General features: G+C 33.7%; 14 protein-coding genes. 4 read left to right on the plus strand and 10 right to left on the minus strand.

Going from position 1 to position 13,901, the window contains the following annotated elements; genetic code table 11:
- Positions 1–16 precede the first annotated feature (16 nt).
- Together F985_RS20700 and F985_RS20705 are read right to left on the minus strand one after the other, a co-directional pair.
- On the minus strand, positions 17–1,186 hold the full coding sequence (locus F985_RS20700) for a sensor domain-containing diguanylate cyclase (protein ID WP_004704902.1): 1,170 nt from the start codon (positions 1,184–1,186) through the stop codon (positions 17–19).
- A gap of 176 nt (positions 1,187–1,362) precedes the next feature.
- On the minus strand, positions 1,363–2,274 hold the full coding sequence (locus F985_RS20705) for an alpha/beta hydrolase (protein ID WP_004704904.1): 912 nt from the start codon (positions 2,272–2,274) through the stop codon (positions 1,363–1,365).
- A gap of 149 nt (positions 2,275–2,423) precedes the next feature.
- On the opposite strand from F985_RS20705, the gene F985_RS20710 reads away from it, so the two are divergent.
- On the plus strand, positions 2,424–2,861 hold the full coding sequence (locus F985_RS20710; protein WP_004704906.1) for a DUF2147 domain-containing protein: 438 nt from the start codon (positions 2,424–2,426) through the stop codon (positions 2,859–2,861).
- Positions 2,862–2,898: 37 nt separating this feature from the next.
- Here F985_RS20710 and F985_RS20715 read toward each other — a convergent pair whose 3' ends face one another.
- Complete coding sequence (locus tag F985_RS20715; RefSeq protein ID WP_004704908.1) at positions 2,899–3,249, minus strand: arsenate reductase; 351 nt, start codon at positions 3,247–3,249, stop codon at positions 2,899–2,901.
- 456 nt (positions 3,250–3,705) lie between these two features.
- Complete coding sequence (locus F985_RS20720; RefSeq protein WP_004704909.1) at positions 3,706–4,530, minus strand: exodeoxyribonuclease III; 825 nt, start codon at positions 4,528–4,530, stop codon at positions 3,706–3,708.
- A gap of 38 nt (positions 4,531–4,568) precedes the next feature.
- On the opposite strand from F985_RS20720, the gene pyrE reads away from it, so the two are divergent.
- Entirely contained in the window at positions 4,569–5,219 is a 651-nt protein-coding gene (gene pyrE / locus F985_RS20725; RefSeq protein ID WP_004704912.1) for an orotate phosphoribosyltransferase, read from the plus strand.
- 540 nt (positions 5,220–5,759) lie between these two features.
- On the plus strand, positions 5,760–6,218 hold the full coding sequence (locus tag F985_RS20730; RefSeq protein WP_004704913.1) for a CxxCxxCC domain-containing protein: 459 nt from the start codon (positions 5,760–5,762) through the stop codon (positions 6,216–6,218).
- Positions 6,219–6,229: 11 nt separating this feature from the next.
- Here F985_RS20730 and F985_RS20735 read toward each other — a convergent pair whose 3' ends face one another.
- The 6 genes from F985_RS20735 to F985_RS20755 form a co-directional block, all read right to left on the minus strand.
- The gene (locus tag F985_RS20735; protein WP_004704915.1) at positions 6,230–7,438 is read right to left on the minus strand and encodes an MFS transporter; all 1,209 of its coding nucleotides are present in this window, start codon (positions 7,436–7,438) and stop codon (positions 6,230–6,232) included.
- Positions 7,439–7,448: 10 nt separating this feature from the next.
- Positions 7,449–8,315 carry an SAM-dependent methyltransferase gene (locus tag F985_RS20740; RefSeq protein WP_004704916.1) on the minus strand — a complete coding sequence of 289 codons (867 nt, stop codon included), beginning with the start codon at positions 8,313–8,315 and terminating at the stop codon, positions 7,449–7,451.
- Positions 8,316–8,325: 10 nt separating this feature from the next.
- Positions 8,326–9,114, minus strand: a complete 789-nt coding sequence (locus F985_RS20745; RefSeq protein ID WP_004704917.1) for an SAM-dependent methyltransferase — start codon at positions 9,112–9,114, stop codon at positions 8,326–8,328.
- Between the two features lie 85 nt (positions 9,115–9,199).
- Complete coding sequence (locus tag F985_RS25820; RefSeq protein ID WP_004704918.1) at positions 9,200–9,373, minus strand: hypothetical protein; 174 nt, start codon at positions 9,371–9,373, stop codon at positions 9,200–9,202.
- 584 nt (positions 9,374–9,957) lie between these two features.
- A complete protein-coding gene (locus F985_RS20750; RefSeq protein ID WP_004704919.1) occupies positions 9,958–12,147 on the minus strand; it encodes a TonB-dependent receptor in 2,190 nt (729 codons plus the stop codon).
- A gap of 226 nt (positions 12,148–12,373) precedes the next feature.
- Positions 12,374–12,586, minus strand: coding sequence for a DUF1737 domain-containing protein (locus F985_RS20755; protein ID WP_004704920.1), 213 nt, complete (start codon positions 12,584–12,586; stop codon positions 12,374–12,376).
- A gap of 161 nt (positions 12,587–12,747) precedes the next feature.
- Between F985_RS20755 and gshB the strand changes: the two genes are divergently transcribed.
- Positions 12,748–13,692 (plus strand): glutathione synthase, encoded by a 945-nt coding sequence (gene gshB, locus F985_RS20760; RefSeq protein ID WP_004704921.1) that lies wholly within the window; start codon positions 12,748–12,750, stop codon positions 13,690–13,692.
- Positions 13,693–13,901: the final 209 nt, after the last annotated feature.

A 13,901-nucleotide genomic window follows, 5' to 3' on the forward strand; every position in this document is an offset into this window, starting at 1 on the left:
ACTCTATATGTGGTATTTATTGAAAAGTGCGTACTTGATTGCGCCCTGAAGCCTTTACCGCATAAAGCGCTTCATCTGCTTGTCGAATGACGAGGTAGGGATCGTTTGCAAAAGCGGAACTACTAATTCCAAAACTTGCACTTACATGAATCTGAATATTTTGATTGTTGAAAATAGAAAGCTCTTCTAAAGCAAGTCGGCAACGCTCTGCAATTTTTTCCGCTTGAGTAATATCGGTATGAGGGAGTAATAAAATAAATTCTTCTCCACCAAATCGACCAATAATGTCTTCATTACGCAAGTTCTCAGACAAGCATTGAGCAATTTTAATTAAGACCTGATCACCCTGATGATGCCCATAGACATCATTAATTTTTTTAAAATGGTCTATGTCGAGAAGGACTAAAGCATAATCGAATTGTTGCTCGTGAAGTGCTTCAAGATGGGTATTTAAACTGCGTCTATTTAATACATTAGTTAATGGATCAATTTGGCTTAAGCGCTGAATATAAGTTTCTCGTTGTCGCCACTGGGTCAGTAATATTTCAAATAAAATAAGGCAGGCGACTAAAATCGGCATAATAAAAAATAGCATGCTTCCTAACCAAAATGGATTGGTTTGGGCATGTCGAATTATGGTGAAGTTAAATAAAGGAGCGTAGGGAATAACGCCATTCATACTTAAATAAGTACATACTGCTAAAATAATTGTTGCTGGTATAAAGGCGCTATAAACAATTTTTCTTTCAAATAAAACCAGACCTACACCAATGGTGCCTACATATCCAACCATTGTGGCAGGGCTGATACTACCAATTAAATATCCATCATGACACAGCATAAGCATGAAGACTTGTACGCTAACCAAAGGAACAATTTTTTGAGCCCGCTCTTGGTCTTTGTAGCGATAACAAGGAATAATCAGTAGTGCCAATAAAAATAAGGTCAATAAATTCAGCCAGAGTTGTGACTCTACGAGCGGTAAATTTGCCAATTGCCAAACGCTAGGCGTTATTAAGATATAGCCTTTCCATAAAATCCAACTGAAATTCATTGCACATGCAAGTGTAAGCATCAGTGCGCTTTTTTCTAATGGCGTCCAATTAATAATATGGTTGTTATGGATGAATTCGAGAACCACCTGTTTTATTTTATTTATAGAATAAGTGATGAAACGAATTTTCATAATAATAGATGAACTCCTAAATAGAGATGTTTCCTCTTCAGATCATCCTAAAATGGGAGAGTTGGAATGATTCATAACCTAAACATATCATGATTCAATTATTAAACCTTAAGATTAGGGTTTTTATAAAAAATGAAGTGAAAAGTATTTAAAACTTGTCACTTCATTTATTTCAATTAAGTTTTGTCGAGTTCATGTGCAAACTCAGAAATATCTGCCATCGCTTGTTTTGCTTCTTCAAACCAAGCATTAAACATCTGGAAGTTATGCCACATGCCTGTGTAAAGTTTAAAATGTACTTTGACACCTGCTTCTTCAGCTTTTTCTCTAAAGCGCTTCGCGTCGTCTAATAAAATTTCTTTAGAACCCACCTGTACTAAAGTCGGTGGCAAACCTGCTAAGTTATCGAAAATAGGTGAAACACGCGGGTCATCTGCTCCAATATGATTGCCAATATAATGTTGAATACCGATTTGCAGGGCTTCAAAAGAAAGTAGGGCATCATGTTTTTGGTTAAATCTTAAAGATTCACTGGTTAGGGTTAAATCTAAAAAAGGAGACAATAAAATTAAACCACTTGGCATCAGTTCAGGCTGTTCTTTTAAGCGCAAGCAAAGTGCTAAAGCTAAATTGGCCCCGCATGAGTCACCCGATAAAATAATATCTTTGGGCTGAATACCTTGAACTAATAAAGCTTGATATACATCATATAATGCTTCAATCGCTTCAGGGTATGGGTGCTCAGGAGCAAGTGGATAGTCCACGTGAATAATTTGCATTTGAGTACGGGCCGCTAAATCCGTCATGAATGCATGATGGGTTTTCACACTCCCTAGAAAAAAAGCGCCGCCGTGAATATGAAAAATAAGCTGGGTTGCTGAATCCTGAGCTTTAATTTCCTCACCTTTTACACCAGCAAGCCGAATCGGACGAACAGTTACGTTTTTTTGTTTTGGAAATGCTCGGCAAAGTTGTTCAAGCATCGGACGCAGGGCGGTTGGAGGTAAATTCAACTGACTTGGTTTACGAATCGCTGTTTTTAGAAATGTTTCAGTTAAATAATATTTTAAAACGTTTGGTATATTCATATAGTATCCGCTTATGTTAATAACTTGTTTCCCTATAAATTTTATTTTTCAAGGTTACAAGGTTACACGAAACAGTCACATTCAAAAATTGCAATATCGTTGCGAGTTTTGAATACTGAAGTCTTGAAAGACCCAAGGATATTACAAAAATGAAAAAGATTGCTTTAGCTTTAGGACTTGTTGGTATGGCTGCATTTGCAAATGCGGCTGATCCACTCAATGGAACGGTATGGAAAACGATTGATGACCAAACCAATAAGCCCAAAGCCGTAGTAAAGTTTACGGAACAGAAGGATGGAACCTTAACTGCAACCATTCAAAACATTTTGACACCAGGTGAAGAAAACTCCTGTACAAAATGTGAAGGGCCGTATAAAAACAAACCGCTTAAAGGTGTGACCATTGTACATAATCTAAAAAATGTAGGTGGCACCAGTTATGAAAACGGTACAATTTTAGACCCTAAATCTGGCAAAACTTATAAATTAAAAGGTGAGTTGGCCGAGGGCGGTAAAAAGCTTAAATTGCGCGGTTATATTGGTGTGTCAGCATTAGGCCGTAACCAAACATGGATTCGTGCGAACTAAATCTGTAAATAAAAAACGAGCCAAATGGCTCGTTTTTTTATGCACTTAAGTTTTGATAGGCAGTTTCATCAAAACCTACCAGAAAACCTTTAGACGTCTGTAGAACTGGTCGTTTAATTAAGCTTGGTTGGGCAATTAAAGCTTCAATAAGATGATCTTCACTGCTTAATGCACGCGTCTGTTCTTCTTCAGATAATTTTCTCCACGTGGTGCCTTTTTTATTGAGAACAGTATCTTGTCCTATTTCTTTTAACCAGATTTTGAGGGTGTCGGCATCGATTCCTTGTTTTTTATAATCGTGAAATTCATAGTTCAAACCTTTTGCTTGTAAGGCATCAAATGCTTTTTTCATTGAATTACAGTTTTTAATACCATAAATTTTTAACATTTTATCGGACCATGTCAAAAAGAAAGAACACACAGCCTAACCCAAAATGCTTTTGAGGACTACTTTATACCGATACTTTTAAAACAAATGAAAAATAATGATTAAAACAATAAACAATGTCATGTTACTGTCATAAGACGAGGTAATAATGAGCCCAACAAGAAGAATCTAGAAAACTAAAAGAACTTAGCGCAAAAAATAAGAGATAGAAAAGAGAAAACCCGCATTTAATCATCCTGATCATGCGGGTCTCATTTCAACGTCCATTGTCACATCCTTGCAAATAAACTTATCATAAGTTTATTTTATCTTCCTACGGCGTCCTATCCTTTCGCGTCATCCTGACTGCTTCCCTGTGCCGTGGGGCTATAATGCCGTTAAACGTGTGTAAGAAAAATACTCAAAAACGACATGTGCTGTAAGCAAAAACGACAATGTAAGTGAACATGTGTTCACTTATTCTTGAATTTTATAGTCAACAATAACTGGAGCATGGTCACTAAACCATTGATCTTTATAGACCCATGCGTTTGTTGTACGTGTTTTCCAGTCTGGTGAACAAGCTTGATAGTCAATACGCCAACCTACATTTTTCGCACGCGCTTGACCGCGATTTGACCACCATGAATACAATTCGGCTTCTGTTCTTACCACACGGAAGGTGTCTACATAGCCAAGTTCATCATAAATATGGTCAAGCCATGCACGTTCATGTGGTAAACAGCCAGACGACTTCTGGTTACCCGACCAGTTTTTAATATCAATTCGTTTATGAACGATATTGTAATCGCCACAAATAATGATGGACTTATTTTCATCACGCCATTGTTTTAAGATTTTTGCGTATTCACCCAAAAATAAATCTTTACGTGCTTGAGCTTCTTCACCACTTGAGCCTGAAGGTAAGTATAATGATGCAATATGTACGGGATGTGACAAACCTAAATCGAATTCGGCAGAAATGAAGCGGCCTTGACTATCGGCCAATTCAAACCCTAAACCATCTTTGATAGAAACAAAGGGTAAGCGGCTATAAATTGCAGTACCTGCATAGCCTGCACGCTCTGCTGGAAACAGATGGGTATGCCATCCTTCGGGTCTAAATTTTTCAGTCCATTGTTCATGGGTAATGCGGCTTTCCTGCATGCATACGACATCGGCATCGGACTGTTCTAACCATTCAAGTAAGCCTTTCGTTACTGAAGAACGTAAGCCATTTACGTTAATGGAAACGACTCGAAGAATTTTTACATCACTTGGATACTGATCCTTTGGTATCATGCGAAAATTTAACCTCAATTGTGAATTTGGAGCACCTCATGACAACGCCTGTGTCATTTCACCCGCAAGCATTTATCGAACTCGCATTATCACGCGGTGTGCTTAAATTTGGTGAGTTTACTTTAAAATCTGGACGCGTGAGTCCTTATTTTTTTAATGCAGGCCTACTCAACGATGGTGAAGCTTTATCTCTTTTAGCACAAGGCTATGCCGATAAATTAACACAATGTGAAAATGTTGATGTGATTTTTGGACCAGCATACAAGGGTATTCCATTTGTAGCAGCGACTGCTGTTGCTTTATCGCAAACACATAATAAGAGTGTGCCATGGGGCTTTAACCGTAAAGAAGCGAAAGATCATGGTGAAGGCGGTGTATTAGTTGGTGCTGCGGTTGAAGGTAAAAAAGTCTGGATTATTGATGACGTAATTACCGCAGGGACAGCGATTCGTGAAGTTGTAACGATTTTGAAAAATGCTGGTGCAACTATCGCGGGCGTTTTGGTGGCATTAGATCGTCAAGAACGTGGTCAAGGTGAACTTTCTGCAATTCAAGAAGTGCAAAAAGAATTAGAAATTCCTGTGCACGCACTCATTACCATGAAAGATTTAATGGATTATTTAGAGACGAAAGGCGAAAAAGAAGCGCTAGCAAATATGCAAGCTTATCGCGAAAAATACGGTATCTAAGAGTTAGATGTAGAAAAAGGAAGCTAATGCTTCCTTTTTTTATAATTTTATTAAATTACACAGTTGATCTAATGGCACTGGTTAAATGATAGTCGTGAAGAGTTAAGTTCACGGGAGAAACTGTTTTTTACGGGGGGATAATGGAATGGTTTAAGTTAGAATTTTGATATTAAAAAGAAAAATCCAATAATTTCGTATAAGAGGTAATAAGTTTATTCTAGAAAATCCTAACCTTTGCACAAAATTAGTTAAAATATGATTTGTTTTAGTGCTTTTTTGAACAAAAAAGAAGCACATTTGTCAAAATATCCATTTCCTAAAATAATATTAATTATGTGATGCCATAAACATATTAATTCCACGCTCAATTGTTGAAAAAGTAATTACTTAACAGCTATTTAAATAAAGCGAATAAACTCAGAAGAAAATAAATATATCTCAATTTATGAGAAATTATATTGTTAATAATTGATATTTTTATTAAAATTTAATTTGGTATTATAATTGCTTGTTTATATATTTAAAAAATTTGAGCGGATTATGGAAATACGAAATAAATTCTGGGAAAAATATAAATTGGAAGATCTTACCAGAGATGAGTGGGAACTATTATGTGATAAGTGTGGTTTTTGTTGCAGTTATAAAGAATATTATAGTGATATTAATATTCTGATATATACAGATTTGGCATGTAGGCAGCTTAACTTAGAAAATCATCAATGTAAAAACTATAAATTAAGATTTGAATTAGAAGCTTCATGTGAAAATTTTAGAGATATAATAAACTCTACTTTACACTTATACCCTGATACATGTGCTTATAAATTGTTGAGTGAGAATAAAAAAATTCCATATTGGCATCCGTTATTGACGGGGAGTTATGAAAATATTGTAAAAATTGTAAGAGAAGAACTAAGACTAAATCTTATTTCTATAGATGATATATCTGAAGATGAAAAGCATTTACATATTGTCAAATGGGTAGAATATAAAAAATAGTTTATTTAAATTTATTTAAATTTATTTAAATTATTAACAAAAAATAACGCTAACATGGATGCAATTGAGATTGTGATATATGCTGTATATGGAGTAACATATTTAACTAAAACTATAGATAATAAACTACTAATAAGCAAAATAAAATTTCCAATTTGATATGATTTTGTCGAGAAATATGATATTTCATTCTCGCTAAAATTAGAATACATCATATATAGTGATATAGAAAATACAATATTAGATAAAATATGAGCAAAAATTATGAGGCATAAAATTATATATATATTCTTAATAAGAAATATAAATGAATAAAAAACAATAAATATTAATAATATATATATAATAGTTTTTTCATTTTTTAAATTTTTTGTGATACCAATCTTACCAAGAACTATAGGTCCAAGAACTTGACCAATTCCTCTAGAAAATATTAAAGCTATTCCTGCTGAAATTGTTAGGCCAAATGTAAAGTTTAAATCTGGAAAAAGTTTTCCTAGCGTTGGCATTAGGGCCATAGCTGGAGCTGTTGCAGAGTAAAGTATTAACGGTAATATAAATGTTTGTAATTTTATTCCATTCAATTTTAAAATAGAGTAATTTGAAATTTCTTCAAGATTATATTCAATTTTCTGTATTGGATGTAGATTTTTTATAAATACAAAAATAATTAAAACAATTATTGATAATAATCCATCAAAGTAAATAAACTCAAGTGGGGGTAGAATTCTATATATAATTAATCCTAATCCAGTTCCAATCAATGTTACTGCAGAAAAGATAATACTTTCGATTATTGATATTGGTTCAAAGTCTTCATCCGAAAAATTATCTTTAACAAGTGAAGTGTAGGATACAAATATAAGACCAGAACAAATACTCGGTACTAAGGTTGTAATATTGAAAAATAATATACTGTTTTTTGCAATTGCATAAAAAGGAATTAATAAGCCTATTAGTGATAATAATTCACAAGCTATAAAAATATTAAATGATCTATACCTATAAGCTAACTTAGTTCCAAAATGTAGAGCAATTATATTTGATATAGTTACAAAAAAGAAATTAAAAGCAATTTCTGAATTACTTGCTTTTAATTCAATCAATTGTCCAAATACAAGAACTTGAGTTAGTGAGGATCCTATTCCAGATAGAAGAAAAGAAATAGATAAAAATAAAAACCATTTATTATTTTTTAATAAATAAAATACTTTGTCCATGTATAATACCTTATTTAATCCAGTCTATAGTAACTTCACCAGATCCTGCTACATATCTTATAAGAAGTGAATTATAGTCATGCGGTATATATATATATGAGTATCCCCAATGTGTATTTCCATACAAATATGAGCTTAAATATATTTCCTCATCTAACCGTGCATTAAAATAGATATGTATAGCATTTGAGTTTGTATATGATGACACATCTATTTTTTTTTCAAAGGAAGAATCATATGTTTTTCCTAATTTATAATGTGAGATTAATATCCTTTCACCATCTAATATTGAATCTACTATTGATTCATTTAAGATAATTTCACTGTATGATTTCTCTAAGAAATCTATAACTTCTTTTTCATTATCTCCATAATTAATTGATGATAAATATGAATTTATAAAAGATTTTTTTAATTCTTCAATTTTATAGCTATATACAGGTTGAATATATATTTCTAAATCACTAGGTATTATTTTATTTATAGTTTTATGTCTTTGGCAAAAATCAAAAATAGATTCTACAATATTTTCTTCTGGACCAATTTGACCAATTGTCTCTGTAATCAATATAGTTGGATTATCTCTTGTTACATCAACCTCAAAAGAAGACTTATTTTCTATTTTATACTTATATATTAAATTTGCAGGAATAGATTTTTCGAATAGTTTTGCAACCCATTCGAAATATTCTATCCCTATAATTGATTTTACATTTTTTGTTTTACATAAATGGGTAAGTACACCAGTCCCACATCCTAGATCCACAATAGTATCATTATGTTTACATATTTTTTCTATTGCTAATTTATATTGATTGATTCTATACTTATCATCTAACATCCATTTATGATGAATTGCTGCTAAATCTTTTTTCATAAATATCCACTTAAGTTATTAAGTCATTATAAAATTCAACATTTACTCTATCAATACTAGGTAGCTTTGCTGGTATAAATAAAGTACTTGAAAAAGATACATTTTTTAAAATTTCTTCTAAATCATTAATTGTGCCATGAGTGATTTTTAATAAGGAATTATTACTTGTTGGTGATAATAGTAATTCTAGTGGATGATCTAATGAATAATGTTTTTTAAGCTTTTCTTTAAGATATAAAGATTTAGTTGTTTCATGCGGAGATACAAAATCAGTTTGTCTAACCCCTATAGAACAAACATGATAAATAAAATAATTTAGACTAGTGTCCATGTTTAAGTCATATAAAATTAAACGATTTGCATCAACCAGACATGTTCCTTCTTCTAAAGGGTCTAATGATTTATCTATTAACATTGTATCGAAGCTAGATATTCCAGGGTAGCAAATAACATCTGCCTCTATTTTTGATAAATTTATAAGTTCTTGAATATTCTGGCTAAAAGTCACTCCAACTTTGGGGTGTCCATAAACAATAATACTTAAGTTATCAAATTCTCTAACAGCTTCTATAACTTTTTTATTTAAAATCTGATAATTAACAGTATCATCTGCGTTATTTAAATAAAAAGAAGATATATCTTTCCAATTAGGATTAATATCATTCAATATCTCAGTTATTCCTTCAATCAATCCCCCCCAGACTAGTACAAATGAAGAGGATCTTATAATTGATATTGCTTCTAGTGTCATTTGATTTGCTGAACGGAGACCACCACCAACTATATTTATTTTTTTCAAGATAGATACCCTATTATTAATTAAATTATATTGACCTATCTAATTTAATATTAATTAAATTAGATAGGTTGTTTATGTTAGCTATCTATTTTATTTTACTCGATATTTTAGTATCTTGTGGTAAAACTAAAAGCTTGCTGATTTTATCTTGATATGTATCTTTTTCTACAATATTAACAGTATTGTTAGAATATTTTCCTTGGGAAAGTACTTTATCAATATTTGCTGGAACGGATGTTAAGCAACGAAGATGGCCCATGATTACTCTTCCTCTATTTATTAATGTTAAATGAATATTCTTTTGAATATTCATTTATAAATATACAAATACTGTGCCAAAATGATTTTTTATAATAGAGTTGCTAAAGGCCCTTTGTATACATGAAAAGATACTTGTAAAATGAAATGCAAATAAAGATTGGCAAAAATCTTGATAAACAACTAATTAAAAAATGATCAAGAATCTAAAAAGTTGTATATGTAAGAAAAGGGTTTATCTATTTAGTATAATGATAAATTGCACAAAATTATTTAAATTTATTTTAAAATCAATATTTAATTTTTTATTGTAAAGAACAGCAAAAATCCAAATTTGTAATATGTCGGCTGCTTTTTTGAGGGGTTTTGTCACTTTTTATTATATAAAGTGATCTATTCGAAATCTTTTATATCGCACTTCTTGCACTCTAATGTCACCCCTAACTTGTCTTTTGCCCTTTTTTGGTTATTACCAAAGAGGAAAAAGAAGCGCTAGCAAACATGCAAGCTTATCGCGAAAAATACGGTATCTAAAAAGAAATTGGCATACTTCTAAATAGAGGTATGCCAATTTAATATTTTTATTTAGAACTTATAATTTAAACGCAATAACACATTGCGTGGTGTGCCTGACATGCTGTCCGAACGCCAATATTCTTTATTAGTTAGATTATTTACCGCAAGTGTGACATTCCATGGGGCTGCAGTATAGCCAATCGCTGCATCGACACGATTAAAGCCTTCCATTTTTACCTGATTATTAATATTTGGATAATAAGAGCCGACATAAGTCACGCCCACTTCGGTATACCACTGCTCGGTTGGTAAATAACGAACAAATAAATTACCTGTGTTCTTAGATGTGTTGGCTAAATAGTTGCCTTCACGTTCAGGATTTTGTTTGTCTTCTTTTACTTTTGCATCGGTATAACCATAACCACCGCGGATAAAGACATTATCAAGTACACGGCCAATAAAGCTAAATTCGAGACCACGAGATTGATGCTGCCCCGCAGTTGCCCATACATCTGGCTCACTGTCTGGGTTTGGTTTATAGCGAATATTATTTTTACGAATATCAAAGACAGAAAATTGAGTATTTAAACGGTTATCTAACCATTCACTTTTTACTCCAACTTCATATTGCTCATTATATTGAGGCTCTTTATCCATTTTTGTGACATCGGTGCTCCCAGTAACTTGGTTAACACCCATTTGCCCGCCAAATGGTGCAAAGCTTTTAGAGTAAGACGTGTAAAAGCTATGTTCCGGAAGCGGTTGCCATACCAGACCCACATTTGGGCTAAAGCTGCCATCTTTTACATTACGGTGTTCATTAGTTAATTTATTAGTGGTTGAAAAGTCAAAGTAATCGTAGCGGACGCCCATCATCAGTTTAAGTTGGTCATTTAGACCAATTAAATCTTGAATAAATACGCCGTAAGTTGTGCCTTCATTATAGTTATGCTGTCTCATCTTTAATGGGCCATTGCCACGGCTATATTCACGTTTACCTGTGAATGGATTAACGTAGCCGTAAATAGGACCATTTTTAGCTTCATTTGCTAAGCGTGGCTCTCGCTGTTCATATGTCCAATCTGTACCCATCATGATTTGATGTTCAAGCGAGCCTGTTTTGAACTTGCCCTTAATATCAAATGTATTGGTGGTGGTCTTATTGCTGGTTTGTTGCCAGTAGTAAATTTGATTGATATAGCCTTTTTTAGTGTTGCATTCTTTACCTTTTAGGTCGTTTCCATCTAAGCCACAATAAGTTCCAAAGTAAAAGTGGTCAAAGTTCTGTTCTGCTTGTCGGTAACTTGCTGCCCAATGAAAGTTCCAATCAGGTGCATATTGATAATTCACATCGGTACGCACAACTTGCAAAATATCATCAACATAATCGCCATCTTGGGCAAATCCTGTTTTGATAGATGTACCTGTAGGTAGATTGTCACGCGTTGGTCCGCGGTCAGGCACTCGACCTAATTTGTCATAGGTATATTGTGTGGTCCAAGTGAGTGTTCCATCATCATTTTTATAGGTAAAGCTTGGAGAGAGCATCTCTATTTTATTTTTAATACCTGAGCGGAAACTATCTGACTCGCCATATTCTCCAGTCAAACGTACTGCTAAATTTTCGTTAAGTACTTGGTTGATGTCAGCCGTCGTTCCGTAGTTATCATATGAGCCTGCGTATGTACCAACTGAACTTTTAGAGTCAAAATTGGCGAATTTACTCACCATATTCACAACCCCGCCGCCAGCACTACGACCATACAAAACCGAAGCAGGGCCTTTTAAAATCTCAATACGTTCGATATTGGCTGTACTGCGACGTACTTGTCCGCTTTCACGTATGCCATCACGGTAAATATCACCTGTGTCTGCACCAAAACCACGAATGGTAATTCCATCACCACGCATATCGTAACTGGTTGATACGCCTGGTGTACCTTGCAGCATGACGCTTAAGTCATTTGATCCATAAATTTTATATTTTTGAACATCAATGGTATCAATAGTTTGGGGAATATCTTTTTTGTCTAAACCATTACGTGTGACATTGGCTTTGTCGTAGTCGATATAACTTTTGATGGGGTCGAGTTCACTCATCGCTTCAATTTTTATAGTCGGCATGACTGCTGCAACTTTTGATGATGAGTCAGCTAATTCCTCTGCGTAGACACCTTGAATATTCAAGATCATTAAGCTGAGTAAGCTAAGCGGAAATGAATTTTTAATTTGGGGAGAAGATATAGAAATTTTTAACATAAAAACAAAGTCTGTTAACAAAAATAAAAGTATAAATGATAATTATAATCATTTAATTATTTAGAATAAAAGAACTATTGCCTATGGAATTATCGAGCTGTGCTTTTAGTTATTGATTTTAAAAATATAATTTTTATGTTAAAGGGCGAGTATAAGGTAAGTATTAGTTTTATTTATAAATGAGATTTTGAGGACGGTGCATCATTATTGAAAAACACCCTTAGAGTTAAGCATTGTTTTTAAGTACATCTAAAATATCCATTTCAGGATCATAATTTTCATCAATCGTTTTGCAAATGGCTTGGCCCACAATCACTTGAGTACCATTAAAGGTCATGGTTGGTGCTCCATATAATTCCCAGCCATGATTGAGCGCTTTAGTCACTCTTGCGCAAAAAGCAGAGTCATCGGGGCCAGTTAAATAGCGATAAAGTTTCATCTTTAGCCTTTAAAAAATAATATTTTATGACCTTAGTTTAACTGAATTTATCTGAATTCAAGATAAAGAAATAACCGATAAGGTTTTACTGAAATTAAGAAAAACCAGTGAAAAATCTCAGTTATACTCATGCTAATTTAAATTTTAAGAAGAGCTTGAGCATGCGTGTACTTGTCGTCATGGATCCGATTGAAACCGTAAATCTGAAAAAGGATTCAACCATGGCAATGTTGTGGGCGGCGAGCCGTCGCGGACATGAATTAGGTTATGCATTACAGCAAGATTTATATATCGATCAAGGTAAAGCTTACGGTCTAATCTCTCCTTTAGAAGTATTTGAAGATTACAACCATTACTATGAGCTTGGCGAAAAGAGAAAAGAATCTATTGCGTCTTACGATGTTGTACTCATGCGTAAAGACCCGCCGTTTGATATGAATTTTGTCTACACAACTTATGTGCTTGAGCAAGCTGAGCGTGAAGGCTCATGGATTATTAATAAGCCTCAATCACTGCGTGATTGCAATGAAAAACTTTTTGCTACGCAGTTTCCAGAGCTACAAGTGCCTACACTTGTAACGTCTCAACAAAGTTTAATTCGTGAATTTATTAAAGAACATGGTGATGTGATTGTTAAGCCACTTGATGGTATGGGTGGGATGGGAATTTTCCGTTTATACCAAGACGGTGTAAATATTGGTTCTACCTTGGAAATGCTGACAGAATTAGGTACTCGTCCAATTATGGCACAGCGTTATATTCCTGAAATTGTAGAAGGGGATAAACGCATTCTAATGGTGAATGGTGAGCCTATTCCTTATTGTCTAGCCCGTATTCCGCAAAATGGTGAAGTGCGCGGTAACTTGGCTGCAGGTGGTTTAGGTCAAGCACGACCACTTACTGAAAATGATAAACAGATTGCAGTGAAAATCGGGCCTTTCTTACGCGAAAAAGGTTTGGTTTTTGTAGGTTTAGATGTGATTGGTAATTATGTTACTGAAATTAATGTCACTAGCCCAACCTGTATCCGCGAAATTGATGCTCAATTTGGTACATCGATTGCCGATGATCTATTTGACGTATTAGAAGCTGGTCGTCCTGCTTAATCATCTACTTTGGGTGATTTCCTAAGCGAATATTGGGAAATCACCTAAAAATTTATCAATTAATAAAACCACAATATGAAATACGCTGGCGCTTTGTAGGCATATTTTCAAAAAAGCACATCTTTCTGTTATAAACGAGTGAAATTCGCTTTTCGTTAATGAAGCTTTAGGATTAAAATAAACGGCTACAAAAATAGATGACAATTTCC

This window comes from Acinetobacter seifertii (assembly GCF_000368065.1).
Classification (GTDB): Bacteria; Pseudomonadota; Gammaproteobacteria; order Pseudomonadales; family Moraxellaceae; genus Acinetobacter; species Acinetobacter seifertii.